Below are 26,420 nucleotides of genomic sequence, written 5' to 3'. Positions count from 1 at the left end.
CCAGCATGGCGGATACACAGCCAAGAAACACAGGGGCACACGTTGTCTACGGCGAGCTGAAGCGCCAGATCCTCAGCCTCGAACTCAAACCTGGTGAGCGAATCTACGAGCCCGTCATGGCCGCAGCCCTGCAGGTCAGCCGCACCCCGCTACGGGAAGCCATCCGGCGGCTCATTTCGGAGAGCCTGCTCGAGCAACAAGCCACCGGCGGTGTCATTGTTCCGGTGCTGGACGAGACGGCGATTTCGGAGCTGTACGACGTCCGTGCTGCCTTGGAGTCGCTGATGGCACGGGAAGCGTGCGCCAACGCGAGCCCGGCAGACCTTGAAGAACTTCGGGGAATTGTTGCGCGCAATGCCGCACTGGTGGAGTTCGCCGATGAAGCCATGAAATATGGGGTAGCCCTCCACGCAGCCATCGCCAGGATCGCTCGAAACTCTTGGGCCCAGCGCTTTCATGAGCAGATCACCAGCCAGGTTGAACGCTACAGATACTTCACCAACAACGCCCCCGAACGACGCGATGAAGCACTCGCCAATCACCGGCTCCTGGTCGAAGCCATCGCTTCGAAAGATGCGGAGAAGGCAGCCAAGGTCGCTTTCGATCACGTGATCGGCGCACGTGATGAGACCTTGCGCGTCATCTCAAGCACGGGCCTCGTGGTCGAATGATCGGCGAACTCGGACGGCGTTCGTCCACAGCACTCCTGATTCACTCCGCACTCATTCAGGCTGTCACTTTCCTGGTCCGGCCCGCCACCACGTACCGGGCGCTTGAACTGGACGTTCCCGGGTTCGCGTTGGGTCTTCTCGCCGCGAGCTACGCAGTGTTTCCCCTGTTGCTTGCCCTGCCCATCGGCGGACTGGTGGACCGCCTGGGTGAGCGCAGGCTCATGGCGATCGGGGCCGCCGTCGTACTGGGCTGTTCCGCGTTTCTGCTGTTCTGGGGGACCTCGGTTCCGGCGCTCGTTGCCGGAACAGCGCTTCTAGGCGCGGGTCAGCTGGCCTGCGTGGTGGGGCAGCAGGCGGTGGTGGCGAACAACGCTGCTTCCTCGCGCTTGGACTCTGCTTTCGGGTACCTGACCTTCGCCGCATCGCTGGGCCAAGCCTTGGGACCGTTGGCCATTTCCGTAGTGGGTGGTGCCTCTGTTCGCCCGAACACGCAGGCCATCTTCCTGCTAGCGACGGTCATGAGCTTGGTGCTGTTCCTGACCACGTTCGTGATTTCTTCAAGGGTCAGCCAGGGGAGGCGCACCGCCAAGGGAGGACCGAAGGGCAGCGCTGTGGCTCTCCTCCGGACCCCGGGGGTGGTCCGTGCGTTGGCAACCAGCGCCACCGTCCTGGCAGTAGTAGACCTGACCGTTGTCTACCTGCCGGCACTAGGCGCGGAGCGGGGCCTGACCGCAGCCACAGTGGGCCTCATGCTGACCGTTCGAGCCCTGTTCTCCATGGTTTCGCGGCTGGGGCTGGGCAGCATGTCCCGCAAACTGGGCCGGATGAAGCTGTTGGTCCTCAGCCTGGCCATCTCCACAGTTGCCCTGGGTGTCGCGGCCATTCCGATGCCGGAGTGGTTGTTGTTCATCGTCATGGCGTTCCTCGGCTTGGGCCTGGGAATCGGTCAACCCCTCACCATGTCCTGGCTCTCGGCTCAAGCCCCCGAAGGCCAACGCGGGCGTGCGCTCGCCCTGCGGTTGGCCGGAAACAGGGTGGGACAAGTGATCCTGCCCAGCGCAATCGGTGTTGTGGCGGTGGGCCTTGGCGCGGCGGGCGTGTTCCTGGCCTCCGCAGTTGCCGTGGGCGGAACCATGTTGCTGCTGCGGGGCGTGCGGCTGGACGACTAGGTGCACTGACCTGACAGAGTGATTGAGCCGGAGAGATTGTTTGAGCGACTCACACGCCCTGACCATGCACAGGTTTGGCGTTCGCCGGGGGTTCTCCGACCTCGTGGATAGTATGGCCGCCGCAAGCCGCCTTGGTTACGCTGGCTCGCTCGATGTGCGACACGATGAACCATCGGATGGCGTTGCGGAGTCGACACCACCCGACCAAGTACCACTGGCCGTTCGTTGAGGCGAACAGCACGGGTTCGACGTCGCGGATGGTGCTGTTCCCATCTTTGGAGGTGTAGCGGATGCGGACTACACGCTGCTCAGACATCGCCTCCTCCAGGGCCGATCTGATGGTCCGCGAGGAGGGGGAAGGCGCATTGACCCAGACGCGGCCGGCCAGTTCGTCGGCTCTGGCCCGGGTCCTGGGATCGAGTACATCTACGATCTTCCGGATCCCGGCTGCTGCCAGATCGGCATAGGGGGCATCGGGTGCAGCGGACACGGCTGCCATGAGCGCTACGGCCTGCGCTGGGGACAGGCTGACAGGCGGCAGGGAAGCGCTGGCGGCCAATCCGTAGCCGCCACCAGGTCCTGGGCGCGACCATAGGGGCGCACCGCTGTTTTCGAGCGCAGCGAGGTCCCTCTTGACGGTGCGCACGGAAACGCTGAACTCTCTGGCCAGCCGATCGGCGGAGCACCCCCGGGATCCGTGACGACGCAGCATCTCGGAGAGGGCAAGAAGTCGTTCTGCTCGCTTCACCGTTCAGTGCCCACAAAATTCATGACATAAATAGTGACATACACCTGCCCATAGGACCTACAAAGGTAGTGATATGACAACTACTACGAGCAGTCAGCCCATCATTCTCATCGCCGGCCACTGGCTGGGCGCTTGGGCGTGGGATGAAGTCCTTGAACACCTGGAAACCGACCACTCCCGTGCAGTTGCAGTGACGCTCCCTGGGCTCGATAGGGATGATCCTGAGCGGGCGACGAAGACCCTCGACGATCAAGTTGCATCGGTCCTGGACATCTTTGCCCGACTCGGCGTTTCCGAAGAACAGCCCGCGATGATCGTCGCTCACAGTGGTGCCAACGCCCCTGTCAGCCTGGTCCTTGACCGACACCCTGAGCTTGTTCACCAGGTGGTGTGGGTCGACTCCGGCCCTGTGTCCACAGGAAACGCGTTCGCTCCGGATCTCCCGAAAGAAGTGGAGGAGCTTCCGCTGCCATCCCTTGAAGTACTCGCACAGCAGGCAAGTCTAGAAGGCCTGACCCCAGAGATCCTTGAGCGTTTTCGGGCCCGCGCAGTGCCTGAGCCCGGCCCGGTGCTTCGTCAGCCCGTCGAGCTGCGGAATGATGCCCGCCGCAAGGTCCGGACCACCCTGGTGTGCTGCTCGATCTCTGGCGCGCAGGTGCTGGAGTTGGCCCACACCGGCCACGCCATGTTTGCCGAGGTGGCGAATATCGAGCAGCTCGAGGTCATTGACCTCCCCACGGGACATTGGCCTATGTGGAGCCGCCCCCGGGACCTGGCCAAGATCATCCAGTCCAGTTCCTCACGAGCGAACTGAACCAGTGCGGGCTGTTCGGGGAGATTACTCCGCGAACAGCGCCGCCAGGTCGTCCGCCGTCAACGAGCCGCCGGTCAACGCATCGCCTTCCATCACGTCCGCGAACAGCTGTGACTTCTTCGCCTTCAACGCCATGACCTTCTCTTCGATGGTGTCCTTCGCCACCAGTCGGTAGACCATAACGTTCCTGGCCTGCCCAATGCGGTGCGTGCGGTCCACTGCCTGCGCTTCGGACGCCGGGTTCCACCAAGGATCCAGCAGGAACACGTAGTCGGCCTCGGTCAGGTTGAGCCCGAAGCCACCGGCTTTCAACGAGATCAGGAACACCGGAGCGGCGCCGTTTTTAAACTCACTGACAACATCGCCGCGGTTCCGGGTGCTGCCATCGAGGTAGCAATACTCCACGCCCTCGGCATCCAAACGCTCCCGCACTTTGCCCAGGAACCCCGTGAACTGGCTGAAAATCAACGCCCTGTGTCCCTCGGAAATGAGGTCCTCCAGTTGTTCGAACAGCACGTCCAGCTTGGAGGAACGAACCCCGGACAGTGACGAGTCCACCAGCGACGCATCCAGACTCAGCTGCCGCAGCAACGTCAGCGACTGGAAGATCGTGAACCGGTTCTTGTTCACATCGTCAATCAGCCCCAGGATCTTCTGCCGTTCGCGCTGCAGGTGAGTTTGGTAAACCTTTTGGTGCCTCGGGTTCAGCACTACTTCCAGGATCTGCTCCTGCTTGGGCGGCAGGTCCTTGATGACTTGCTCTTTGGTGCGGCGCATCATGAGCGGACGCACACGACGCCGGAGCTTGCCCAGCTGCGCCGAGTCACCATTCTTTTCCACCGGCTTTTGGTAGTTCTCCGCGAAGCGTTTGGGGCTGGGGAACAGTCCCGGAGCCACAATCGAGGTCAGCGCCCAGAACTCCATGAGGTTGTTCTCCAACGGCGTGCCCGTGATGGCCAATTTGAAACGGGCCGGCAGTTTCCGCGCGCACTGGTACGCCTTGGACTGGTGGTTCTTCACGAACTGCGCCTCATCGAGCATCAGCCCCGCCCACTGGAAGGAGGCGTAGGCGTCGTAGTCAATGCGGAACAAGGCATAGGAGGTAATAACGACGTCGGCACCCGCCAACGCTTCGGACGGTGCCAGGCCGCTCTTGGCAAAGGTCTCACCGACGGTCCGCACCGCGAGGCCCGGTGCAAAACGCTCAGCTTCGGCCGCCCAGTTGCTCACCACACTGGTGGGCGCCACAACAAGGAAGGGTGCCCGGGGCGTCACCTCGGAAGAGTCACCCTGTGCTGCGGCAGCGGTGGATGCCGCCAGGTCCTTCGCCGCACAAATCAGCGCGATAGCCTGCACGGTTTTACCCAGGCCCATGTCGTCAGCCAGAACACCGCCGAGGCTGTGCTTGTACAAGAAGCTGAGCCAGTTGAAACCCTCGAGCTGATACGGACGCAGCTCAGCGTTAAGTCCCGCCGGGAGCGGAAGCCCGGTCACGCCGTCGTCGAGCAGTCCACCCACGGCCTCACGCCATGCGGCGGCTTGTTCGTCCACGATTCCCAGCTGCGCCAACTCGTCCCAGAGCCCGGCCTGGAAGCGGCTGATCTGCAGGGTGCCGTCCTTGTTGTCCGGGTTGTCCTGCAGGGAGCGGGCTTCATCGATCAGTGCGCGGAGCTGGTGAAGTTCGGGAAGGTCCAGCGAGAAGTAGGCGCCGCTTGGCAGCAGCATGCGGCTCATTCCGGCGGCAAGCGCGGAGAACACAGCTGCGAAGGAGACGGGTTCGCCTTCCAGCGTGATCACGATGCCAAGGTCAAACCAGTCGCCGCTTGCCGTTTCTTTCGTGGAAATGGACACCACCGGCGCTTCGGCGGCCTCACGGTAATCGGCGATGTCGCCGGACGTTTCAACCACGACGTCGGGCAGGTCCTTGAGCGCGGGCAGCACCTCTTCGGTGAACGCCAGCGTGTCCAGGCCGCTGAGCTCAGCTGAGGCAGCGATGCGGGGCGCACCCCAGCCGCCCGTTGCCGATTCGGCCAGTGCAGGCACCATGTCCCACGGCCGCCCGAGCGACTCCAGGATGCGTGCTTCCTCGAGGTCGTCCCGATAGCCCCGATCGTCCGGGTGCCGCCACAACGGCTGTGCGGTGACCAGGGTGCCCGATTTGTAGTGCCACTCCCAGTGCAGCCGGACCTTGTGATCGTTGCCGTAATTGGCCAGCAGGGACAGTGTGGGGACGGCCAGCGTGGGCAGCTCCACCGATTCATCCGCGGCCTGCACGGGTGTCGACTGCCGCAGCTTTGGGTAGAACGAGGTCAGGAACCGGCTTTCATCTTCGGCCGGGATCTGAAGTGTGTCGCCGTCCATGACGAACTCCAGCAACTCGTCACTGATGCCCCCCTCAATGGGCGCTAGGGTGATGAGGTTCTTTTGCTGGGGCACTCCGGGCAGGGTTTCGCCGGAGTGCGTGAAGAAGATTCCGTTGGCCGGCTTGCCCAGGAAACCCACTGATCCGGGATCCACGGGCTCCCCGGCGATGGTTACCGACGGCGCAAGCTGCAGGCCGCCGTCGGGCCCTTCCGGCGCGGTGGTCTCCGGAGCAGCGTCCAAGCGCGCCAAACTGAGTCCGACGACGGCGGGTTGCGTCTCTACGCGGACAGGCTCGGTACCAGCGGAATGAATGAGCGGGATGCCGGCCTTGGTGGCGTCGGCGAGAAGGGTCCAGAGGTTTTTGGCCGCGAAGTCGTTCAGGCTCAACCACATGGCACCGGAAGGTTGTTGCCGGCCGTTGCTTGAACCGTGTGCGGCCAGGAAAGTCTGAAGCCATTCAACGTGGACCTCGTTGAATTCACGCCGGAAGCTGACGTAGCTGAGGTTGTTCCAAGAGACGTCGCCGCGGATCCACTTGCCCTTGGCACCCATCATGACCGGGCGGGCCTTGAGTTGACGGACGCTGCGCATGGGATCGCGGCGGCCTGTATAGGAGAAGTGCGCCGCCGGCTCTTCCACCTCGAACTGAAGCGCCAGCTGGATACCCGCAGCGCTGGGCGCCGTGCCTGGCTTGGCGATCAGCCTGTTGAGGGCTTGTTCCCAGGCAGGACGTGCCGACCCGCCCTGCTGGCCCGAGCCAACCCTTGAGGTTTGAACTCCGGGGGCTTGGGAGAGGAGCTGGGCGCGGATGGTGGGATGGTCCTCGGCAGTGAAGAGCAAGGCGGCCACGTGCTTGCAGTCCTTACGGACCGGGCAGCTGCAGATACCCACGGTGCAGCTCCAGCCGCTGGGCTTACGAACCAGTTTTGCCGACGTCGAATACGGCTGCGGACCGGTGCCGCGAACCTTGCCCATCAAGAGGCCCGTGGCCGCGTCAAAAGTAATCCCGTTCACGCGGCTGCCCATGGCATAAGCCAGTCCGGCCGCGAGCGAGCGGTCCGTGATGGCTGGAGTCTGAATGGCCAGTTCCCAGTTTTCGTCTGTGTGGGACGGCATGCGCAGGGCTACTTTCGGCAGGAGGATATCTGTTCAATCTTAGTCAGCAGAAAACGGCTCCCAAACTTCGCCCTCCGTTAACCTCATCCTCGATTGCCGCGCCGCTCCCGCGCGTACGTTGAAAGTGTCCGGAGCACCATCAGCTTTCAGCAGTGAGGATTTCCCATGACTACCAACGAGTACCCCGTTGTCCTGAACAAGACCAGCTTCGAAACCGGCAACGCGGATGTGGTGGATTCCAACGTCAACGTGGTGAACCATATGTACCAAGAGCTCCTCAACAGCGACGAAATCGCGACCCCTGCGCTCAACAGCTACTTTGTGGATTTCTACCTCACCCAGGCACTGTCCGGCGGCTTCGCCCAGTACGTCTTCACCGCACCCGAGCGTGAAGAAGTGGACGCCTACATCCGCGCTGGTCTCGAGGGCATGGGGGCCACACGGCACCTCGACCTCTTCAACCGCACCGCCGCCGCGTACGACGCTCTCACGGAAGAAGAAGCCGAGGCCTACCTCGACGGCGAACTGGACGAGTCCGAAACTCCGCCAGCTTCCCTTGTCGCCTTGGACGAGCTCGACGGCGAATTTGAAGCACTGGTCGAAGAAGAGGACATCATCGAACTCAACGCTGCCTACCTCCGCGAACAGTCAGCGCTGCTTGCTCTCACCGACGATGAAATCGACGAGCACATTGCACAGCGCGTCGCCCTCATCCCGGACCTCGCCGAGCGCCAAGCCGAAGCCGACGAAGAAGCCCTTGCCAACGCTCCCGAGTTCGAGGTCATCATCCGCGAGCTGTGCGACGTTGCCGGCTACGCCCTCGAAAAGATCACCATGGGCGACCCCAACTACGAGCACGACGGCGTCAAAACCCTCGCCTGGCACTTCTCCACCGACCACGGCGACTACCTCATGATCGAAGACGACGACGAGGCCTACATGATCCACCCGGCGACCAAGGAAATCATCGCGGCCGTAGAGTTCGAGGAATCCGAGGAATTCGCCGACGCGTAAGCCTTGTTGGCTGGCCGGCCGGCAGACATCCTCCGCGTGCTGCTCCTTCGTCGCTTTGACGCACGCTTCCGGATGTCTGCCGGCCGGCCGCTGGGCCGCGAACACGCCGTGTCGACGAATTCACGGCCTTTGTTAGTTGGGTTGGTGTCCGTGAGTAGACTCGACCAGTGCGTGCGTATTGGGAACTGGCCAAGTCATCATTCCGCCGCCATTCCACGTACCGTACTGCCGCCGTCGCCGGTGCTTTCACCAACTCGGTGTTCGGGCTCATCCGGGCGTCGCTACTTCTGAGTGCAATTACGACGGCGGGTGGCGCCATTGGGGGATACTCGGCCATGGAGGCGGCCACTTATGTGTGGCTGGGCCAGGCGCTGCTGGCACCTTTAGGGCTCTTCGGGACCGCTGAGTTGGCCAATCGCGTGAAGTCGGGGGACATCGCCGTCGACCTTTCCCGGTCCGTGAACCTGACCGCGTCCTATTGGGCGCAGGACCTGGGCCGCGCCGCGTTCGACGTTCTGCCGCGCGGGTTACCGCCGCTCATCGTCGGCGCCTGGGTGACGGGGCTGGCGATGCCCGGAACTCCCGGGCCCTACCTGTTGGGATTCGTGTCCATCCTCGCTGCCGTATCCCTGAACTTCCTGGGCTTCTTCGCCATCAACCTGCTGTCCTTCTGGGTGCTCGAAATTCGGGGATTCTGGATGCTGTACATGGTGGTGATGAACCTGTTGTCCGGGTTCCTGGTGCCCGTGACCTGGTTCCCGGGGTGGCTGCTCGATTTCGCCCGGGCCACCCCGTTCCCGTCGATGCTTCAGACCCCGGTGGACATTCTTGCTGGAAGGACCGACGGCGGTGAGAGCCTCGCGATGGTGGGCCTCCAAATCCTCTGGTTGGCGGTGCTGCTGGTAGTTGTGCAGATGATGGTCCGCTTCGGTTCGCGGCGGTTGGTGGTGCAAGGTGGCTAGCTCCCGCGCAATCCGTTCTGGTGCAGGCCGCGATCCCCAGGCTCCGGTCACCAACCTGGTGCTTCTCAGGCTGTTGGTCTCCGCGAGATTGCGCTCGCAGCTCGCCTACCGGGGCAGCTTCCTGTCCGACGTCGCGGGCCAGATCCTCCTGGGCCTGACGGAGTTTGTTGAGCTGTACGCGATTGTGCACAACGTCTCCTCGTTCGGCGGCATGACGTTTGCGCAGACACTTCTGGTGTTCGGGCTCGCATCCGTAGCGTTCGCGCTGGGTGACTTGCTCCTAGGGGAGACGGACTCCATGTCCGAGACCATCCGGTCCGGGAAGTTGGAGGTGCTCCTGGTGAGGCCGCTTCCCGTGCTGCTTCAGCTCGCCACGTCCGACTTTCAGCTGAGACGCGTGGGCCGTCTGATCTTCGCTCTGGCGGCCTTGGCTGCGGCCTTGCTGTTCGCCGACATCACGTGGGATCCAGTCAAAGTGCTGCTCGCCCTGATCACGCCGCTGGCTGGCGCGGCAATCTTCTGTGCTCTCTTCCTTGGGGCTGGAGCCATGCAGTTCTGGATTCTCGATGGCAGGCAATTCGCCAACGCGTTCACCTACGGGGGCCGGTATGTTGCCTCCATGCCCGGGGCGGCATTGTTCTTCCCCATCCAGATCTTCTTCACGTTCGTCATCCCCGCAACATTGGTGGCCTACGCTCCCAGCCTGGTCATCCTCGACCTCGACGGCCCCGCTGGAATCCCGGTCTGGACCGGTTGGCTGGGACTGCCGGCCGCCGTCGTCCTCAGCGGACTCATGCTGCTCCTTTGGCGGGCGGCCATCAAAAAGTACACCGGCGCAGGAGGCTGACATGCCCATCATCAACGTGGAAAATCTGAGTCGCGAGTTCCAGGTCATGGAGCCCATGGGCCGGTTCCGGCGACGCAAAAAGACCGTTCACGCAGTCCGGGGGATCCACTTCAGCGTGGAACCGGGGGAGGCAGTGGGCTACATCGGAGCCAACGGTGCCGGAAAATCCACCACCATCAAGATGCTGACCGGCGTGCTGGTGCCAAGCTCGGGACAGGTGAGCGTTTGCGGGTTCAACCCGGTGCCGCAGCGTAAAGCGCTGGCCCGGAAGATCGGCGTCGTGTTCGGGCAGCGCTCGCAGCTCTGGTGGGATCTGCCGCTGCAGGATTCATACCCGATCCTCGGAGCCATGCACCGCATGCCTGAGGCGGATTGGAGGCCCAGGTTCCGCGAACTTGCCGAGCAGATGGATTTGGGGGCGTTCCTCACCACGCCCGTGCGGCAGCTCTCGCTGGGGCAGCGTATGCGCGGCGAGGTTGCCGCTGCCCTGCTGCATCGGCCGGAGTTGGTGATCCTGGACGAGCCCACCATTGGCTTGGACATGATCAGCAAGGAGAAACTCCGGCAGTTCCTGGACGCCGAGCGCCGGAAAAACGGCACCACGCTGCTGCTGACCACCCACGACATGAGCGACATCCAACGTTTGTGCCAACGCGTCCTGGTAGTCGACGACGGCGCCATCGCCTACGACGGTCCGCTTACCGGTTTGGCTGACGTCGCCGGAGCGGTGCGCACCATGGTGGTTGACCTCGCCGCCCCCGTGCACTCGGCTGATCTATTTTTGCTGCCTGACGGCGCGGTCCACGAGGGCATTGAGGCCGATGGCATCCGGCACAGCGTTTCCTTCGACCCCCGCAGGCTCTCAGCGGCCACAGTCCTGGCGGCCATCTCGAACACTGCCGAGGTAGCTGACCTCTCCCTCCACGAGCCGGACATCGAGCACTTGGTCCGCGAGCTTTATGGGAGTGCGCGGCGGTAGGGTCGGGCCTTCACTGCCGAGATCGGCGCTAGCTTGCTCGGGTTCTCCGCAACTTGACGAAGCCCCAAATGATGGACGTTTGCCAGCCGACAAGCAAGAAGATCCAAATCCAGTCGAAGCCACGGTTGCTTGAGTTGAGAAGCATGGCTGTGACCCCCAAGCACCATGCGATCTCTTGGCTGACAAGAAACGCCAAGTTGGGCGGATTCTTCGTTTTTGTCTTCTGTGCCATCGTCTCTCCCCCTGAGTGGCTTGCAGTCTAGCGGATCGGGTCCAACGCCGTGGTCTGCCACGTCTTCGCAGCTTCGCGTGACTTCGCGGGAACCCCGCGAACGCGTGCGCAAACTTCCGGCGTATTCGCACCGTTCCCGCAGTCTCGGCGCTCTGGTTTCCACATAGCGGGGCAGCCCCCTTCAGCGACTCGATGTGTTGTCGCCATGCTGAAACGATGGATCCAACATCAACTGAAACTGCCGTCATGACAGTCTCCGCGCTACCTTTGCGCGGGTACATGTGGAGAACCGACGAGTTACTCCGGTTCGGTCTCAACAGTCGAAATATCAAGGCGCTAGTGGACTCCGGCGAACTGCATCGCTTGAGATATGGCTGTTACATCAGGGCCAACACGTGGAACGCCCTGGGCCCGAGGAGGCAGGCCAAAGAGCGGATTGTGGCGCATGCCCATGGCACGCTGACAACGTCAACGGGTGGTTTCGTCTATAGCCATTTGTCGGCGGCGCGACTCCATGGTCTATTCGTGTGGGGTGTTGATGACAAGGTTCATGTCCTGCACCGGGCCAGGCCTTCCTCCGACCGTTGGGGCAAGGATGTTCGGGGACACACAGAAAGCTTCACTGAGGACGATGTCGTGGTGATTCAGGGTCTGCGGGCGACCACACTTGATCGCACGGTGTTTGACTGTGCCAGGATGCTTAGCTATCCGAAAGCGCTGGTGATCATGGACCATGGTTTGCGTGTCGGTGCCGATATCAGCGTACTTGCTGACTTGGCAGCGGTCTCGGCGGGCAAGCGGGGTGTCCGCACGCTGCGCAAGGCCTTGGACAACGCGGATCCGCGCTCCGAGTCCGCCGGCGAGACGCTGACCCGGGAGTTGATGCAGAGGCTGCGCATCAAGCCCCCGCAGCCACAATTCGAGGTGCAGTCCCGCTTGGGTCGTCATCGCATGGATTTCGCTTGGGAAGAGGAGAAACTGGCTCTGGAGTTCGACGGGCGAACAAAATACTTCGATTTCAACCCTACAGATGAGGTCATCTTTCAAGAGCGGCGACGAGAAAAGGCGCTCGTCGAGGAGGGCTGGCGGTTTATCCGAGTCGAGTGGAAGGATCTGTTTCAAGAGCGCGCCTTCAAGGAGCGCATCCTTCGGGCGTTCAGGTGATGTCGCCTAAGCGCGAGTTCGCGGGAACCCTGCGTGCTCGCACGGAACCTTTCGGCGATGCGGCAGGCTTCCCGCGACCTCGGCGGCTCTCAGCGGCAGGCCTACTTGATCATCTCCCCGGTAGGGCTGACCAAGTACCAGACGCCGCCCACGCCCTGCCCTGTGACATCCCCGGGAGCTTTGTCCTTGGCGTAGTAGTAGAGCGGCATTCCGTTGAGGGTTACATGCTTCATCCCGTCCGGTGACGCAATGGTTCCCACAGTTCCCGTGACACCTTCCACGGTGGGGGCATCCGACGTCGTGGTGAAAATTGGCCACGCAACCAGGCAGGCTTCCGTGCAGGCGCTGGTTCCCGAGTCCTTGACGTCCTTAGTGAAGAAGTAGAGGCTCATGCCTTTGCTGTCCGTTACGATCTGCCCGGCGCTGGAAGAGGAAACCTTCATCTCGACACCGGAGGCGGCAGTGCTGGCGTTCATAGTGGGGGAGGCGTCCACCGTGGGGGACGCGGAGGTAGCTGCCGCAGAGGAAGTAGCTACAGGCGGCGGTGCGGAGGTGGTGGCGGTTCCCGGACTTCCACCACAACCGGCCAGAGCGGCGCTCAGGATCAACGCAGCGAATCCAAAACTGAGTGGTTTCTTCATTGTCTAGCTCCTTTGACGAGCCGGCCGGGATGGGCCGGCGCTAACCCCTACGACGCCGGTGGGGGAAGAATGGTTCACGGGGCTGAACCTTTTCCGTGCGCGCGTCGTCGTATAAGTGAAAGGCAGCGGAAAGAGGGAGGTGGCTATGCCGTTGGACGAAGACGTGGTGGCTGCGATTTACCGCGACCACGGCACGGCTCTGAAGCGCTTCGTTCTGAGCTGCACCTCAGATGCCCATCTAGCCGACGACGTCGTTCAGGAAACCATCCTCAAGGTGTGGCAGCACGCCCCGCAGATCACGGGAAGCCTGCGCAGCTACCTCTTCCGGACGGCGCGGAACGTCATCATCGACAACTATAGGAAGGCTCAACGCCGACCCTCCGAAACAGGTGAACAGGACCTTCCGGACCATCCTGCGACGGAGCGCGTTGATGAACTTCTGAATCGGGTGCTCATGGAGGAAGCCTTGCTCCGGCTCAGTCACGAACACCGCCAGGTTCTGGTGGCCCTCCACTATCAGAGGTTCACCGTCACTGAGGCAGCACTGCAGTTGAACATCCCTGTGGGAACAATAAAATCCCGGGCTTTCTACGCTGTGAAAGCTCTCCGAACGATCCTTGATGAAATGGGGGTGGAACGATGAACGGCAACTCTGTCCACCAGTTGCTGGGCGCCTACCTGCTGGGTGGGCTCGAGCCCGAGGAATCACGCACGTTTGAAGACCACCTCGCCAAATGCGCTGAGTGCCGCACCGAGTTGGAGGAACTGGAAAGCCTGCCAGCTCTCCTCGACGCCGTTCCCGCAGCTGATGCAGTCGCCCTCACCGTCGCCGGAGGCACGAACGCGCTCTCTCCTTTGGAACCGAAACCCGAGGCGCTTCCTGAGAAGGTCCTGGTGGACTTGTCGGTCCGGAGACGGAAATCACGACGCCGGTGGGCGGCTTTGGTGGGCGCGGTTGCCGCCGCTTGCTTGGCTGTTGGCTTCCTCGCCGGGCCACTGCTGAATCAGCCGCCGAAACCGGATGCCAGCTATTCGGTGCAGTCGGACACCGGGCTGCAACTGACCGTGGGGATGGTGAAGAAGAACTGGGGCACGGAGCTGGAGGTGGAGGGACGGTCCATGCCGCTGGAAGGCACCCTTTACTTGTGGGTGAAGGGCCGCGACGGCGCTGAAGAACGCACGTGCGGATGGACGGCCACTCAGAGCGGCCGGATCAAAATCACAGGTGCCACGCCGGTGCAGTTGGCCGGCATCGCCGGTGTTGAGCTTCGCGATGAAGCCCAGAAGACGGTGGCCTCGATTTCGGTGCCGTAGACCTTAGCGGTCCGTAACCTCGTTGCCCTTGGCGCGCAGCTCAGCGACCAAGGCCTGGTCTTCGCAAGCCCGGGCAAACGCCTCGATCCGACGCTCAATCTCCCGTCCCAGGACCCAGCTTCCGATCCTCTCGGCCAGTGGCTTCAAGAAAGCGGGGCGGCAAGAAAAGGTGTACTTCCAGACTGCCCGTGTGCCGCCGTCGTCCGGGGTGAAACGCCAGCCTCCTCCGAAGTTCTTAAAGAACCATGGTCCGGAAACCATGGTCATGCCAACGTTTTTGGGAGGCATGTAGGAGACATATTCACTGACCATCTTCAGGCCCATGCGGGAGACAGTCCGTGTTTTGACCCCCTTGCCAGCCGTCTTGGCCCCATCCAAGAAGGCTTGGGCAGAAATGAACGGATCCCATTTGAGTCGGAATTCTCCGGTGGTCTGGGAGAGGGCGAAAGCTGTTTCCGGATCCAGCCGGATGAACCGTTCGGCGCGTACCTGCGGCATTTAGAACCCCTGACCTGAGCCGAGCACCAGGAACACCACGAAGACGATGCCGAAGATGTTGACCGCCATGATGGCCAATCCGATGATGCCCGTGATGCGTCCCGCGTTCATGCGGCCGGCACGAAAGACGGCGATCAGCCCACTCACCACAGCAACAATGGCCAGCAGCACCGCAATCCCTGCCAGGATAAGAGCACCAACCCACCACGCGTCATTGCCCTCGTTGTAACGGCTCATCGCCGATGCTACGGCTGCGATGCCCAAGGGAATGCTCACAATTGCCGCGACCGGCGAGAGCACGGCAGCGACGATGCTTGTGATGCCTGCACCCAGCCCCCGGTTCCCGGAACGTTGCGGTTGCTGGTAGTACTCGATCGGTGGCTGATAGCTCATGATTCCCCCAAAGTCCGTCGGCTAAAGCTTGCGGTATGTGAGGTCAAAGATCATGCGCCCGGCCTCGTGGGCTTTGTTCTCAAAGCTTGTCCGAATACGGCCATCGAACCGTGGAGCCCAACCGCCTTCATCATCCACGCCCTGATTCGGCCCGGTGTGCTCGGTGCTGACGGGCGCGCGGCCTTCCCTGACGGGCGCACCGCCCACAACAGACTCGACGCCGGACTGCCACACTTGCGTCAGCGGGCTCTCCTCGCCGCTGCGCTCGCCTTCGTGCATGTTCTGGAACTCTGTGGATTCAGCCAGAACCTCGCGGACGTGTACTGCGTAGTTGGACCAGTCAGTAGCGATTCGCCAGTAGCCGCCCTTTTCGAGTGCCTTGGCAGCCACCGAAGCGAACGCAGGCTGGATGAGGCGACGCTTGTGGTGGCGGGCCTTATGCCACGGATCCGGGAAGAACACCCAGAGTTCTCTGACCGATCCTTCCGGGAGCATGGACTCCAGAACCTCGGGGGCATTGGCTTCCACCACGCGCACGTTGGTCAGACCGCGGCTGTTGATCTTGATGATGGTGTTGGCCAGACCCGGGGTGTAGACCTCCACCGCGAGGAAGTCCTTGTCCGGGTTCTGCTCTGCGGCGTGAACCACAGCGTCACCCAGGCCGGAACCAATCTCCACGATCAGGGGTGCTTTGCGCCCAAACACTGCCTCGGCGTCGAACGTGTAATCAGGGTGAACCGAGGTGTTGGCAACATGGCGTGGGACTTGAATGGCCCAGCGCTCGGCGTGCTCTTCCCAGGCGGCCTGCCTACGTCCCTGCAAACGGGTGCCGCGGCGCACAAAACTGACCGGTCGGCCACCATAGGTGCCGAAGGAGGCTTGGCTGCCGGGGGTGACGGGTCGCGGGGTTTCTGGGGTTTCACTCATCCTTTCCAGAATACTTTGGTTCGGCTGAGTAGTTGGGCCAGGTAGTTGGGCCCGGCGAGGTAGCCGGTGGTGAGGATTCCAGTGTTCGCCCGGCGGCTTGGCTCGCCGGGTATGTGGGCATGGAGGGCCCGGGCGTTCGAGGGTGGAGCCGAAACTCAGCTGCGCATCAAAGGCGCCAGCACCATCAGTCCTTCGAATCCTGCAACAAAAAGCCCGAGGACCCCAAACATCCAGGCGGTGGTCCGCTGCCCATCGGTATCGCTGTGTTTGGCCAGCCTGAGACACGCCAAACCACAAACCACTGCCGCGAGCCAGCAAGCCCCTACAGGGACCAAGAAAACGGTCTGCGCCGCAAGAATATAGGCGCGTGCCTCAGCGCCGAACGCGAAGTACATTCCCACAGGGAAGACGATCATGAGGACAATCGGCACCGCCATGGCCAATGCCAAGCTCCAGATGCCGGCCCGTAGTCCTGGTGGGCGCAAGTACCTCGTGGCCGAATCTTCAGAAGCCGGCAAAGGAAGTTCGGAAGTAGTTGAGGAAGGCGAAGGTTCCAGGGTTTTGTTCATGCCCTCAACGCTATGGATCGCCGAACCCCGGAGGCAGTGGAAATCGTGCCTATGTGGATAATTCCGCAAAGTCTCACCACGGGTCACATCGCGGCCAGCATGCCCTGGCCAGGACCGGCTGACAGAATAGGACGTGTGACCTCCTCCAAGACCCCCGGCTACCCAGAGAAGTCTGTCCTCCCTGAGATCGCGGTGGACGCTGAGATCGACGAAGAGCCTGCACCCGATCCCACCCAGCTCAGTGGTAAGCGGGGACTCGTTTACCTCGGCATTTGCCTGGTCCTGATCGGGCTGAACCTTCGAACCGTCTTCTCCAGTTTCTCGGCCGTGCTTCCGGAGATAACGTCCGACGCCGGGCTGCCGGGTTGGTCGCTGGTGGTCCTCACCACCGTTCCGGTCACCCTTCTGGGTGTCTTCGCACCGCTTGCCCCCATTCTGGCCCGCAGGTTCGGTGCGGAACGTGTGCTCCTCGGAGCCATGGCAGTCCTCACCATGGGCTTGCTCCTGCGGCCCCTGGAGTTCCCGGGGATGGGTCACTTGCCCGCACTTCTTGCTGGAACAGCTGCGTGCGGTGCCGCGATTGCGCTCTGCAACGTTCTCCTTCCGGGCGTGGTCAAACGGGATTTCCCGCACCGCCTTGGCCTGATGGGTGGCCTGTACACCACTGCGATTTGCGCGTCGGCGGCCCTTGGTGCGGGCTTCACGTATCCGGTGTTTACGGCAACCGGCCACTGGACGTCGGCGCTGTGGTTCTGGGCGGTGCCTGCCGGCGTCGTGCTTTTGCTCTTCCTGCCGCTGGCAATCCGCCAGCCCTCCGTAAAACATCAGGCAGTTCACGGCGGCGTGAACGTGTGGCGCTCGGCCGTGGCGTGGCAGGTGACCCTGTTCATGGTGCTGCAGGCCATGATGTCCTTCAGCGTGTTCGCGTGGATGGCGCCCATCCTCCGAGGCAGGGGGATCGACGGCGGGACGGCAGGCCTGATCGTCTCGGTGTCTATAGTGCTGCAGATGCTCGGCTCACTGTTTGCCCCTGCGTTGGCAACGCGCTTCAAGGACCAGCGGATCATCAACATGGTGGTGGCGCTGATGACCGGAGGCGGTTTCGCGCTTACCATCTTTGGCCCCACGGAGCTCATCTGGATCTGGACGGGGCTCAACGGGCTAGGCCAGGGGTCGCTCACTGCGGTGGCCCTGACCATGATTATGGTCCGCACCCGTGACGCCCACACTGCGGCACACCTGTCCGGAATGATGCAGGGCGTCGGCTACGGGGTGGGTTCGGTAGGCACGCTGATGGTAGGCCAACTTCATCAAGCCACGGGCGGATTCCAGGCTGCTGGAATCCTGTTCCTGGTGGTCGGTTCGCTGGCAGCGTTCTTCGGCTACCGGGCAGGCCGCGACCGCTTCGTTTAACGTTGTGAGGCCCACTCTGCGTCCCAAAAACCCAGGGAAGAGCGCAGAGCGGGCCTCGCGACGGAAGAGAACTCAGACAGTGAGGTCCTTGCCCTTGGTCTCCGGGATGGTAAAGGCGAACGCGATACCCACCAGGAGCAGGACCACCGCGTACACGTTGAACAGTTGAGCCTGTCCGATGGTGCCGAGCCAGGTCTGCAGGTACGGAGCCGTGCCACCGAACAGGGCGACGCAAATGGAGTACGGAACGCCGACGCCGATGGTGCGGATGTGGGTGGGGAACAGTTCGGCGTAGACGGCAGGGACGATCGCGGCGCTACCGGCGATGAAGAACAGCATTACGGACATGGACACTGCCAGCTGCCACGGCGAGTCTTTGAGCAGCCACGTCATGGGGAAGTGCATGAGCGCGGCACCTGCGGAGGAAGCGATGATCACCGGTTTCCGGCCGATGCGGTCGGACAGTTTGCCCCAGAACGGCAGGGCGGCAATGAACACCACATTGGCCACCACGCCGGCCCACAGCGCCTCTCCGCGGTCCATTTTCAGTGAGCTTGCGGCGTAGCTCGGAGCCACGACACCCCAGATGTAGTACACAACCGTCAGGCCAACGGTGAGGCCGATAACCTGCAGCGCCTGCTTACGGTACTTGATGATCTGGGGGAGGATCGGGAGGCGCTTCTCCTTGGGTGCCTCGGCCTCGAAAGCCTCGGTTTCCTTCATCTTGGCCCGCATGAACAGGGCGTAGATACCCAATGCGCCACCGATCAGGAACGGGATGCGCCAACCCCAGGCGGTCATTTCGTCCTTGCTGAGGGTTGCGGTGAGGATGGCGCCCAGCAGTGTTCCGGCCAGGATTCCGGCGGTACCGGAGGTGTAAATGAGGGTGGCCCAGAAGCCACGGTGTTCCTTGGGTGCCATCTCGGACAAGTACGTTTGCGACGACGGCAGCTCACCACCGTGCGCGAGGCCCTGGATGAGCCGGGCCACCAGCAGCATGACCGAAGCGAAGACTCCTACGGCCTGGAACGTCGGGGCAATGCCGATGAGCAGGCTGCCCACCGCGCCCAATGCCACGGCTACGGTCATGGACGTCTTCCGCCCGATCCTGTCGCCGATCCAGCCGAACACAAACCCGCCGAACGGACGGGCAACGAATCCGACGGCGAAGATCGCCAAAGTGGACAACATGGCCGAGGTGGGGTCGGCTTGGCTGAACAGGGCGCTGGCGATGAACGGCGCAAACGTTGCGTAAATTGCCCAGTCGTACCATTCAACGGCATTGCCGATGCCGGTGCCTATCAGCGTGCGCACGTGCGATTTGTGGACCTTGACGTCCGGGGACGTTCCTGCGGTGGTGGTCATGTGGTTCTCCAAGATCAGGCGGGCCGGGAGTTAGTTGCCGGCGAGGGCAGCGATGCGGGATACGGCGAGTTCGGCGTACAGCGCCGCGCCATCGGTGAGGACACCGTCGTCGAACATTGCGTACGGCGAGTGGTTGAACGGCGACGTCGTATGGTCGGCGCCGGGGGCAACAGCACTAAGCCCCACGAAAGTGCCGGGGACTTCGGCGAGGACCCGGGAGAAATCCTCGGAGCCGCTCAGGGGAGTGGCCATCCGGGTGTGCCGGGACTCACCGAACATTCCGGCGATGACCTTCTCCGCTGTGGTGGTTTCATCCTCGTCGTTGATGGTGAGGGGGTATTCCTCCTGGTAGTGCACATCCGCCTCCAAACCATGGGCTGCGGCGATGCCGTGGAGCAGCCTGGGTACTGCTTCCATCATCTTCCGCCGGGACGCCTCGGAGAAGGTCCTGATGGTGGCTTCGATCCGGGCGGTCTCGGGGATGACGTTCCGCTTGGTTCCTGCGTGCAGGACGCCGACGGTGAGGACCACGGGATCGAACATGTTGAACTGGCGGGTGACCATGACTTGCAGCGCGGTGACCATCTCGGCAGCTGCAGTGACGGGGTCCTTGGCGGAGTAGGGAGCGGAACCGTGGCCGCCCGCGCCCAGCACCGTGACAACAAGGCCGTCGGAGGAGCTGAGCATGACGCCCGGCTTGGTGACGAACTGGCCATGCGGTTCGAGCGCGGAGAACACGTGCATTCCGTAGGCGGTGTCAGCGCGGCGGCCTGCCGCGTCCAGGACGCCTTCCTTGATCATGTAGCTCGCACCGTCGAAGCCCTCTTCACCGGGCTGGAACATCAGGATGACGTCCCCTGCCAACTGATCACGGCGCTCGGCCAGCAGGGTTGCGGCACCGGCCAGCATGGAGGTGTGGAGGTCATGGCCGCAGGCGTGCATGGCGCCGTCCACACGGGAGGTGTAGTCCACGCCAGTGGTTTCCTGCACAGGGAGACCATCCATGTCAGCACGCAGCAACACCACGGGCTTCTCTGCTGTTGCGTGAGCAGCACCGCCCCGCAGAACCGCGGTGACCGACGTCGTTTCCTTACCCAGCGTGATCTCGTACGGGAGTCCGTCCAGGGCCTTGAGCACCTTCTCCTGCGTGCGGGGGAGTTGCAGGCCGATTTCCGGTTCGCGGTGAAGGTCGTGGCGGAGGCGGACGATGTCTTCCTGCAGTTCCTTGGCGTCTGCGGCGATGGTCATAAGTTCTCCTGGTCTTTCCCGGTGGCTGGTTCCTTATGCCATTCTCAGGTGACGCGCTTCACACGAGCTCAAACAACTGCAAATATGCAGTAGCCGCCGATTTCCTGCAGAAATCATGCATCGTTCTGCCACACTGTACTCATGGAACTCAGCGAGGAAGACCTGCGCCTGGTCAACGCCCTTCAGATCTCGCCCCGGATCAGCTGGTCCGACGCCGGAAACGTGCTGGGCGTCCATGCCACCACGCTGGCATCCCGGTGGGAGCGTCTCAAAGGAGCCGGCGCCGCATGGACCACCGCACACCTCATGGGCGACCCCAAAGACATGTGCCTGGCCATGGTGGACATCGACTGCGAAATGCACCTCAGGCCGGACGTTACCTCGGCGGTGGCTCAGCTTCCCGAGGTGATCACCGTGGAAGAAGCTGCCAGCAACCGTGATCTCACGCTGACGGTCATCACCCAGGACCTGGGGCAATTCAGCACTCAAGTGCTGCCCAGGCTCAAGGAAATTCGAGGACTCACCAAGTACCACACAGCCCTCTGCACACGGATTCACACCAGCGGCTACGCCTGGCGGCTCAACGTCCTCAGCAAGGCGGAACAACAAGCGCTCAAGGCGCTCGCCGGACCCGAATCAGCAAACCCGTACGACGCCACGGTGGCCCCTCTCCCGGATAACCACTTGGCACTCATCCCGTTCCTGGCTCGCGACGGACGGGCCACAGCAGCAGAAATTGCCCGTGCCCTGGGCAGAAACCCCGCCACCGTCCAACGGCAACTGGGCAGGGTCCTCAACAGCCGGATGCTGTCCTTCCGCTGCGAAATCGCCCAACAATTCTCCGGCTTCCCCATCACGGTTCAATGGTTCGCCAACGTTCCCGCAGGTGAGCACCAAGCCGCAGCCACAGAACTGCGGGCCATCCGGAATGTCCGCTTCTCCGCATCCACCACAGGCCGCACCAACTTCACCATGATCATGTGGCTGCGCTCGCTGGCGGACGTGATGGAAATGGAGCTCACCATCCAGCAGCGGATCCCGGGCATTCAACTCGTGGAGAGCGTCGTCATGCTGAACACGGCCAAACGTGTGGGATGGATGCTGAATCCGGACTCGACCGCCACAGGGACAGTGGTGCCGCCCTACGGGGAGCTGCTGCCGGCTGGTATATAGGCGCTTCGGTTGCCTGGCGTGCCGCTATTCAGGCGTGCTTTGTGGCCCTCAGAACCGTGTCCAAGGTGGTGCCGGACTCGCCGTTGGGCCCAGTGACAGTCCGAGCGCGGTCTGTGAGGACATTGACGAACCACGGCTCACGATCCAGTCGCAAGGCACCCGCCAATTGCTCAGGCGTGAAGAACATGCCCGACTCGTGGTGATGGCTCCACGAAGGGAGTCCGTGCGGGTGATGCCCCACCACCAATAACGTCCCGCCGGGTGCCACAGCCGCCGCCGCTGATGTCACGAATTCCCGCCACGGCAGGAGCGGAGAGTGCAGGAACTGGGCCGAGACCAGATCGAAGACCGGTTCAGGCTCCCACTCAGTGAGGTCCTGTTGCTGCCAAGTGATCCGGTCCGCATGATCGGTTTCCGCTGCATGGGCGGCTGCCCGTTCAAGCGCGACGGCGGACACGTCCAACGCGGTGACGGTCCACCCCTGCTGGGCCAACCAGATAGCGTCGCCGCCTTCCCCGGAGCCCAGGTCCAGCGCTTTCCCCGGCTTCAATCCACTGACCTCGGCAACCAGCTGCGGGTTCGGATTCCCACTCCAAATTCTGGCGCGTTCCCGGTACATGCCGTCCCACATGTCCACAGCATTGTCGGCGTCCTCATGGAGGTTTAGGCCGCTCTGCTGAGCACCCTCATGGGTGGGTTGACCGTGGTGGTGAGTGCCGGCGTCGTGCACGTGTTCTGTCATAACCCAAGCGTGCCGTGAGGCTGCGTTCAAAGGCAATGCCTGTTGCTATTCCGGCAAAGTCCAACGCTGGGCGCCCGCGCCGGAGGCCCCGAGTTCGTCCGACGGGTTCTGCAGCGTGCAGGATTTTAGGCTCAAGCAGCCACAGCCGATGCACCCATCGAGGTCGTTCCGAAGGTGCTGCAATGCCGCGATCCGCTCGTCCAGCTCCTTGCGCCATCGCAACGACAACTTGGACCAGTCGCGCTTGGTGGGGGTCCGGCCGTCGGGTAAAGAGTCCAGCGCCTCGCGAATGTCCTTCAGTGGCAAGCCCACCCGTTGTGAGGTCTTGATGAACGCGACCCGCCGCAGCGTGTCCCGCCGGTACCGCCGCTGGTTCCCAGCCGTGCGCTCTGCTTCGATCAGCCCGTTCCGTTCGTAGAAATGAAGGGCCGACGCCGATACTCCACTCCGTTCGGACAGCTCACCGATAGTGAGGGGCCGGTGCGTTTCGACTGACGGCATGGCCTTGCTTTCGTTGGGGCGCGTGGTGGATTGACCTCAACAATAGTTGAGGTTCTAGGCTGGCGTCCATGACCTCTGACACCTCAACGGCCGGGATACTCCGCCGTCCATACCTGCTTGCCACCGTGGGGGCGTGCGCACTCGTGTTCCTGAGCGCGTTCGAATCCCTCGCGGTGACCACCATCATGCCGCTCGTCAGCCGCGACCTGGACGGGGCCAGCCTGTACGCGCTGGCCTTCGCTGGACCGCTGGCCACGGGCGTCATGGGCATGGTGGCGGCAGGCAACTGGTCAGATCGTCGTGGTCCCGCGGCGCCCCTGTACTCCTCAGTTGCGTTGTTTGTGCTTGGCCTGCTCATCGCCGGCACAGCAGGGACCATGGAAATCCTGGTGTTGGGCCGACTTGTTCAGGGCCTCGGGGGCGGTGCGATGACCGTGGCCCTCTACGTCCTGGTTGCCCGCGTATACCCGCCGGCGCTGCACCCCAAGATCTTCGCCGCCTTCGCTGCTTCCTGGGTGGTCCCTTCCCTGGTTGGCCCATTCGCCGCCGGAGTGGTGGCCCAACTCAGCAGTTGGCACTGGGTGTTCCTCGGCGTTGTCGGCCTGGTTGTTCCAGCGTTGCTGATGGTTGTCCCCGCCGTGCGTGGCATGAACACCGAACCCGCTGCCGAGCCTGTTCCGTGGGCCTTTGGCCGGATGGGATGGGCAGCGCTCGCAGCCGTCGCCGTCCTCGGACTGAACCTCTCCGCCGAGGTGCCGGGCATCGGTGGGGTGATTGCCGTCGTCGCACTTGTCATTGCATTGGTGGCCGTCCGCCCACTGGTACCGCGCGGAACGTTGACTGCACGCCGAGGCCTTCCCAGTGTGATCCTGGTGCGCGGCCTGGCGTCGGCGGCGTTCTTCGGGGCCGAGGTATACCTGCCGTACCTGCTGACTGAGCGCTACGCGTTCACGCCCACCTTCGCCGGGCTGACACTGACCGGTGCCGCGCTGGCATGGGCCGGGGCGTCGGCAATCCAGGGGCGGCTCGGTGCCCGGCTGGCGGACGATCTCGCTGTGAAGATCGGAGCTCTTTTGGTGCTGATAGCCGTGATCTCTACCCTGGTGACCGCGGCGTTCGCACTGCCCGCAGCCGTGGCCATTGCCGGGTGGATCCTGGCTGGCGGCGGCATGGGGCTCATGTACCCGCGGCTTTCGGTCATGACGCTCGCGCTCTCCACGGAGGAAAACCAGGGCTTCAACAGCGCGGCCATGTCCATCTCCGACTCTCTCGGCGGCGCACTGTCGCTTGCGGCTACAGGCTTGGTTTTCGCGGCATTTACGACGACGAACTCGTTTGCGGGGGTCTTCGCACTAACGGCGATCATCGCCGTCGTCGGGGTCGTCATAGCGCCCAGGGTCGCCGCCGGCGCGGCTTCTGCGGGGGCCTCGGATGCGCAACCCGAACTTTCGCGCCACTACTGACCCGTTGTGAGGCCTGCGCTGCGCGCTACGGAGGCCCGGAAGCGCGCAAAGCGGGCCCCGCAACGGGGGTCTGAGCAGCCCCGATGCAGGCCCGCAGGAGAAACACTGCTAAGCTAGGAACACTTGATGTGCGGTGACGCCCTGAAGCAGGTGGCCTGAAAGGCTACGCGGCGGGGCATTTTTCATGTGAGAGGCACATCCTGCGTCGATGAACGCGTTCCATTTGGTCCCGGCCACAGCTCTCGAAGCGAACCGGTAGACCACCTGACTTTTCCTCGGCGAACCCCTGGCCCAACCGGCGTCGGGGGCCGATGTCCGCACTTGGACACCGCCCGAAAGACATGAAGTTTATGACTACTTTTGCTGCCCTTGGCACGCCCAAGCCCATTGCTGAATCCCTCGCCGCAGATGGCATCGAAGAGGCATTCCCCATCCAGGTCAAGACCCTCCCGGATACGCTCGCAGGCCGCGACGTCCTGGGCCGTGGCCGCACCGGTTCCGGCAAGACCATCGCTTTCGCCATCCCGCTCGTAGCCCGCTTGGCCGAGCGCGAAGCAAAGCACTTCCGCAAGCCGGGCCGCCCCATGGGCCTCGTTCTTGCGCCGACGCGTGAACTGGCAACCCAGATCAACGCCACCATCGAGCCGTTGGCCAAGGCCATGGGCCTGAACACCACAGTGATATACGGCGGCATCTCCCAAGCACGCCAGGAAAAGGCGCTGCGCGCCGGGGTCGACATCGTCATCGCCTGCCCGGGCCGCCTCGAAGACCTGATCCGCCAGCGCATCCTCACCCTCGAGGCCGTTGAAGTCACCGTGCTGGACGAGGCCGACCACATGGCTGACCTCGGCTTCCTCCCGGTGGTCAAGAAGCTCATGGACATGACCCCCACCCAGGGTCAGCGCCTGCTCTTCTCCGCAACGTTGGACAACGGTGTTGACAAGCTGGTCAACCGTTACCTTTCCAACCCGCTGACGCACTCCGTGGACGATCCCCAGGCCGCTGTCACCACCATGGAACACCACGTCCTGGTGGTCAACGACCAGACCGTCAAGAAGCAGCTCATTGTTGAACTGGCCTCCGGCGCCGGCCGCCGCGTCCTCTTCATGCGGACCAAGCACCACGCCCGCAAGCTTGCCAAGACCCTCACGGACGCCGGCATCCCCGCCGTCGACCTTCACGGCAACCTGTCGCAGAACGCCCGCGACCGCAACCTTGCCGAGTTCTCCAACGGTGACGTTCGCGTCCTGGTGGCCACCGACGTCGCAGCCCGCGGCGTGCACGTTGACGACGTCGAACTCGTCATCCACGTGGACCCGCCCACAGAGCACAAGGCATACCTGCACCGCTCCGGCCGTACGGCCCGCGCCGGTTCCGATGGCACCGTAGTGACTTTGACGCTCCCCGAGCAGCAGAGCGACGTCAAGAAGCTCATGAAGGCTGCCGGCGTTGACGTCAGCTTCGAGCGCGTCACGGCCAACTCACCCCTGGTTTCAAAGCTGGTGGGCGACATCGCTGACAAGGTTGATCCCCGCACCCGTGCGGCCCTCCTCGCGGCCAAAGCCCCGCAGGGTGGCGGCACGTCTACTGGCGCCAACGCCCAGCGAAAGCGCGCACGCCGTTCCACGCAGGCTGCTCCCACCGCTGGTGGCCGCGGCGGTCGCAACGGACGCGGCAAGGTTGGGGCTGAGCCGGTTCGTACGGACACCAACCGTGCGGATCGCCGTGCAGCAATGAACGACGACGTCGCCCGCAGCCCCCGTGGTCGCGGCAAGGCCGGCGCTACTCACCGCAATGACGTTCCCGGCTCGCAGGGCCAGAACGGCCGCAGCGGTCGTCCGGCTACCGGCCAGCGCTCGGCTTCGGCTCCGCGCACGGCATCCACCACGAGCACCCGTACCGGCGGAAACAAGGCCGTATGGTCTTCCGCAACGGGCGCTACGTCCGGCGGATCCTACGGTGCAGGGGCCTCAGGTAACTCCGGTCGCGGTGGTTCGGGTGCAGGTCGTCCGGCACGCAGCGGCCCGCGTCGTGCATCGGCTCCGGCTTCGAACGAGCGTCGCGGCCGCTAACCTCACGTTGTGAGGCCCGCT

25 protein-coding genes are annotated in these 26,420 nt (G+C 63.2%); 14 read left to right on the top strand and 11 right to left on the bottom strand.

Features of this window, described 5'->3' with window-relative positions:
- Positions 1–5: 5 nt before the first annotated feature.
- A complete protein-coding gene (locus tag J7I86_RS13100) occupies positions 6–671 on the top strand; it encodes a GntR family transcriptional regulator (protein ID WP_214820466.1) in 666 nt (221 codons plus the stop codon).
- Positions 668–1,840 (top strand): MFS transporter, encoded by a 1,173-nt coding sequence (locus J7I86_RS13095; protein ID WP_214820464.1) that lies wholly within the window; start codon positions 668–670, stop codon positions 1,838–1,840. The genes J7I86_RS13100 and J7I86_RS13095 overlap by 4 nt, the downstream gene beginning before the upstream one ends.
- Before the next feature lie 49 nt (positions 1,841–1,889).
- On the opposite strand, the gene J7I86_RS13090 is transcribed toward J7I86_RS13095, so the two are convergent.
- The gene (locus J7I86_RS13090; protein ID WP_214820462.1) at positions 1,890–2,588 is read right to left on the bottom strand and encodes a YafY family protein; all 699 of its coding nucleotides are present in this window, start codon (positions 2,586–2,588) and stop codon (positions 1,890–1,892) included.
- A gap of 73 nt (positions 2,589–2,661) precedes the next feature.
- Here J7I86_RS13090 and J7I86_RS13085 point away from each other — a divergent pair, with 73 nt between their 5' ends.
- On the top strand, positions 2,662–3,402 hold the full coding sequence (locus J7I86_RS13085; RefSeq protein WP_214820460.1) for an alpha/beta fold hydrolase: 741 nt from the start codon (positions 2,662–2,664) through the stop codon (positions 3,400–3,402).
- Positions 3,403–3,426: 24 nt separating this feature from the next.
- On the opposite strand, the gene J7I86_RS13080 is transcribed toward J7I86_RS13085, so the two are convergent.
- A complete protein-coding gene (locus J7I86_RS13080) occupies positions 3,427–6,882 on the bottom strand; it encodes a DEAD/DEAH box helicase (RefSeq protein WP_214820457.1) in 3,456 nt (1,151 codons plus the stop codon).
- Positions 6,883–7,047: 165 nt separating this feature from the next.
- Here J7I86_RS13080 and J7I86_RS13075 point away from each other — a divergent pair, with 165 nt between their 5' ends.
- From J7I86_RS13075 to J7I86_RS13055, 5 genes are all read left to right on the top strand, one after another.
- A complete protein-coding gene (locus J7I86_RS13075; RefSeq protein ID WP_214820456.1) occupies positions 7,048–7,896 on the top strand; it encodes a hypothetical protein in 849 nt (282 codons plus the stop codon).
- Positions 7,897–8,063: 167 nt separating this feature from the next.
- Positions 8,064–8,858 (top strand): ABC-2 family transporter protein, encoded by a 795-nt coding sequence (locus tag J7I86_RS13070; protein ID WP_214820455.1) that lies wholly within the window; start codon positions 8,064–8,066, stop codon positions 8,856–8,858.
- Positions 8,851–9,705: an ABC-2 family transporter protein gene (locus J7I86_RS13065; protein WP_309476729.1), complete on the top strand. Its 855-nt coding sequence runs from the start codon at positions 8,851–8,853 to the stop codon at positions 9,703–9,705. The genes J7I86_RS13070 and J7I86_RS13065 overlap by 8 nt, the downstream gene beginning before the upstream one ends.
- 1 nt (position 9,706) lies before the next feature.
- Positions 9,707–10,684 (top strand): ATP-binding cassette domain-containing protein, encoded by a 978-nt coding sequence (locus tag J7I86_RS13060; RefSeq protein WP_214820454.1) that lies wholly within the window; start codon positions 9,707–9,709, stop codon positions 10,682–10,684.
- Between the two features lie 448 nt (positions 10,685–11,132).
- Complete coding sequence (locus J7I86_RS13055) at positions 11,133–12,080, top strand: type IV toxin-antitoxin system AbiEi family antitoxin domain-containing protein (RefSeq protein WP_214820453.1); 948 nt, start codon at positions 11,133–11,135, stop codon at positions 12,078–12,080.
- Positions 12,081–12,181: 101 nt separating this feature from the next.
- Here J7I86_RS13055 and J7I86_RS13050 read toward each other — a convergent pair whose 3' ends face one another.
- Positions 12,182–12,721 carry a hypothetical protein gene (locus J7I86_RS13050; protein ID WP_214820452.1) on the bottom strand — a complete coding sequence of 180 codons (540 nt, stop codon included), beginning with the start codon at positions 12,719–12,721 and terminating at the stop codon, positions 12,182–12,184.
- A gap of 145 nt (positions 12,722–12,866) precedes the next feature.
- On the opposite strand from J7I86_RS13050, the gene J7I86_RS13045 reads away from it, so the two are divergent.
- Positions 12,867–13,364 (top strand): sigma-70 family RNA polymerase sigma factor, encoded by a 498-nt coding sequence (locus J7I86_RS13045; RefSeq protein ID WP_214820451.1) that lies wholly within the window; start codon positions 12,867–12,869, stop codon positions 13,362–13,364.
- A complete protein-coding gene (locus J7I86_RS13040; RefSeq protein ID WP_214820448.1) occupies positions 13,361–14,035 on the top strand; it encodes an anti-sigma factor in 675 nt (224 codons plus the stop codon). Before J7I86_RS13045 ends, J7I86_RS13040 begins: the two co-directional genes overlap by 4 nt.
- Before the next feature lie 3 nt (positions 14,036–14,038).
- On the opposite strand, the gene J7I86_RS13035 is transcribed toward J7I86_RS13040, so the two are convergent.
- From J7I86_RS13035 to J7I86_RS13020, 4 genes are all read right to left on the bottom strand, one after another.
- Complete coding sequence (locus J7I86_RS13035) at positions 14,039–14,533, bottom strand: type II toxin-antitoxin system RatA family toxin (RefSeq protein WP_214820446.1); 495 nt, start codon at positions 14,531–14,533, stop codon at positions 14,039–14,041.
- Complete coding sequence (locus J7I86_RS13030) at positions 14,534–14,926, bottom strand: hypothetical protein (protein WP_214820443.1); 393 nt, start codon at positions 14,924–14,926, stop codon at positions 14,534–14,536.
- 21 nt (positions 14,927–14,947) lie between these two features.
- A complete protein-coding gene (gene trmB, locus J7I86_RS13025) occupies positions 14,948–15,853 on the bottom strand; it encodes a tRNA (guanosine(46)-N7)-methyltransferase TrmB (RefSeq protein ID WP_214820441.1) in 906 nt (301 codons plus the stop codon).
- Between the two features lie 155 nt (positions 15,854–16,008).
- Positions 16,009–16,422, bottom strand: a complete 414-nt coding sequence (locus J7I86_RS13020) for a hypothetical protein (RefSeq protein WP_214820439.1) — start codon at positions 16,420–16,422, stop codon at positions 16,009–16,011.
- 135 nt (positions 16,423–16,557) lie between these two features.
- Here J7I86_RS13020 and J7I86_RS13015 point away from each other — a divergent pair, with 135 nt between their 5' ends.
- Positions 16,558–17,835 (top strand): MFS transporter, encoded by a 1,278-nt coding sequence (locus J7I86_RS13015; protein WP_214820437.1) that lies wholly within the window; start codon positions 16,558–16,560, stop codon positions 17,833–17,835.
- A gap of 72 nt (positions 17,836–17,907) precedes the next feature.
- Here the strand turns inward: J7I86_RS13015 and J7I86_RS13010 are convergent, their stop codons facing one another.
- Together J7I86_RS13010 and J7I86_RS13005 are read right to left on the bottom strand one after the other, a co-directional pair.
- Entirely contained in the window at positions 17,908–19,200 is a 1,293-nt protein-coding gene (locus J7I86_RS13010) for an MFS transporter (protein ID WP_214820435.1), read from the bottom strand.
- Positions 19,201–19,230: 30 nt separating this feature from the next.
- Positions 19,231–20,448, bottom strand: a complete 1,218-nt coding sequence (locus tag J7I86_RS13005; protein ID WP_214820433.1) for a M20 family metallopeptidase — start codon at positions 20,446–20,448, stop codon at positions 19,231–19,233.
- Positions 20,449–20,589: 141 nt separating this feature from the next.
- On the opposite strand from J7I86_RS13005, the gene J7I86_RS13000 reads away from it, so the two are divergent.
- Positions 20,590–21,621, top strand: a complete 1,032-nt coding sequence (locus J7I86_RS13000) for an Lrp/AsnC family transcriptional regulator (protein WP_214820431.1) — start codon at positions 20,590–20,592, stop codon at positions 21,619–21,621.
- A 28-nt stretch (positions 21,622–21,649) separates the two neighbouring features.
- On the opposite strand, the gene J7I86_RS12995 is transcribed toward J7I86_RS13000, so the two are convergent.
- Together J7I86_RS12995 and soxR are read right to left on the bottom strand one after the other, a co-directional pair.
- Entirely contained in the window at positions 21,650–22,363 is a 714-nt protein-coding gene (locus J7I86_RS12995) for an SAM-dependent methyltransferase (protein ID WP_396019875.1), read from the bottom strand.
- Between the two features lie 45 nt (positions 22,364–22,408).
- Positions 22,409–22,864: a redox-sensitive transcriptional activator SoxR gene (gene soxR / locus J7I86_RS12990; RefSeq protein ID WP_214820429.1), complete on the bottom strand. Its 456-nt coding sequence runs from the start codon at positions 22,862–22,864 to the stop codon at positions 22,409–22,411.
- Positions 22,865–22,932: 68 nt separating this feature from the next.
- Here soxR and J7I86_RS12985 point away from each other — a divergent pair, with 68 nt between their 5' ends.
- Together J7I86_RS12985 and J7I86_RS12980 are read left to right on the top strand one after the other, a co-directional pair.
- Positions 22,933–24,327 (top strand): MFS transporter, encoded by a 1,395-nt coding sequence (locus tag J7I86_RS12985; protein ID WP_214820428.1) that lies wholly within the window; start codon positions 22,933–22,935, stop codon positions 24,325–24,327.
- 350 nt (positions 24,328–24,677) lie between these two features.
- Entirely contained in the window at positions 24,678–26,399 is a 1,722-nt protein-coding gene (locus J7I86_RS12980; RefSeq protein ID WP_214820427.1) for a DEAD/DEAH box helicase, read from the top strand.
- Positions 26,400–26,420 lie beyond the last annotated feature (21 nt).

The sequence above is a fragment of the Arthrobacter sp. ISL-95 genome (genome assembly GCF_018613695.1).
Taxonomy (GTDB): Bacteria; Actinomycetota; Actinomycetes; order Actinomycetales; family Micrococcaceae; genus Arthrobacter.
Note: the sequence above shows the minus strand (reverse complement) of the source record. Positions and strands in the feature narration are given on the sequence as shown.

What these genes read in the sequence shown, in the direction of transcription:
- trmB (WP_214820441.1), bottom strand. Translation starts at nt 15,853, where the DNA reads ATGAGTGAAACCCCAGAAACCCCGCGACCCGTCACCCCCGGCAGCCAA.
- J7I86_RS12995 (WP_396019875.1), bottom strand. Translation starts at nt 22,363, where the DNA reads ATGACAGAACACGTGCACGACGCCGGCACTCACCACCACGGTCAACCC.
- J7I86_RS13005 (WP_214820433.1), bottom strand. Translation starts at nt 20,448, where the DNA reads ATGACCATCGCCGCAGACGCCAAGGAACTGCAGGAAGACATCGTCCGC.
- J7I86_RS13010 (WP_214820435.1), bottom strand. Translation starts at nt 19,200, where the DNA reads ATGACCACCACCGCAGGAACGTCCCCGGACGTCAAGGTCCACAAATCG.
- J7I86_RS13030 (WP_214820443.1), bottom strand. Translation starts at nt 14,926, where the DNA reads ATGAGCTATCAGCCACCGATCGAGTACTACCAGCAACCGCAACGTTCC.
- J7I86_RS13000 (WP_214820431.1), top strand. Translation starts at nt 20,590, where the DNA reads ATGGAACTCAGCGAGGAAGACCTGCGCCTGGTCAACGCCCTTCAGATC.
- J7I86_RS13060 (WP_214820454.1), top strand. Translation starts at nt 9,707, where the DNA reads ATGCCCATCATCAACGTGGAAAATCTGAGTCGCGAGTTCCAGGTCATG.
- J7I86_RS13080 (WP_214820457.1), bottom strand. Translation starts at nt 6,882, where the DNA reads ATGCCGTCCCACACAGACGAAAACTGGGAACTGGCCATTCAGACTCCA.
- J7I86_RS13050 (WP_214820452.1), bottom strand. Translation starts at nt 12,721, where the DNA reads ATGAAGAAACCACTCAGTTTTGGATTCGCTGCGTTGATCCTGAGCGCC.
- soxR (WP_214820429.1), bottom strand. Translation starts at nt 22,864, where the DNA reads ATGCCGTCAGTCGAAACGCACCGGCCCCTCACTATCGGTGAGCTGTCC.
- J7I86_RS13020 (WP_214820439.1), bottom strand. Translation starts at nt 16,422, where the DNA reads ATGAACAAAACCCTGGAACCTTCGCCTTCCTCAACTACTTCCGAACTT.
- J7I86_RS13075 (WP_214820456.1), top strand. Translation starts at nt 7,048, where the DNA reads ATGACTACCAACGAGTACCCCGTTGTCCTGAACAAGACCAGCTTCGAA.
- J7I86_RS13040 (WP_214820448.1), top strand. Translation starts at nt 13,361, where the DNA reads ATGAACGGCAACTCTGTCCACCAGTTGCTGGGCGCCTACCTGCTGGGT.
- J7I86_RS13035 (WP_214820446.1), bottom strand. Translation starts at nt 14,533, where the DNA reads ATGCCGCAGGTACGCGCCGAACGGTTCATCCGGCTGGATCCGGAAACA.
- J7I86_RS13085 (WP_214820460.1), top strand. Translation starts at nt 2,662, where the DNA reads ATGACAACTACTACGAGCAGTCAGCCCATCATTCTCATCGCCGGCCAC.
- J7I86_RS13100 (WP_214820466.1), top strand. Translation starts at nt 6, where the DNA reads ATGGCGGATACACAGCCAAGAAACACAGGGGCACACGTTGTCTACGGC.
- J7I86_RS12985 (WP_214820428.1), top strand. Translation starts at nt 22,933, where the DNA reads ATGACCTCTGACACCTCAACGGCCGGGATACTCCGCCGTCCATACCTG.
- J7I86_RS12980 (WP_214820427.1), top strand. Translation starts at nt 24,678, where the DNA reads ATGACTACTTTTGCTGCCCTTGGCACGCCCAAGCCCATTGCTGAATCC.
- J7I86_RS13095 (WP_214820464.1), top strand. Translation starts at nt 668, where the DNA reads ATGATCGGCGAACTCGGACGGCGTTCGTCCACAGCACTCCTGATTCAC.
- J7I86_RS13055 (WP_214820453.1), top strand. Translation starts at nt 11,133, where the DNA reads ATGGATCCAACATCAACTGAAACTGCCGTCATGACAGTCTCCGCGCTA.
- J7I86_RS13045 (WP_214820451.1), top strand. Translation starts at nt 12,867, where the DNA reads ATGCCGTTGGACGAAGACGTGGTGGCTGCGATTTACCGCGACCACGGC.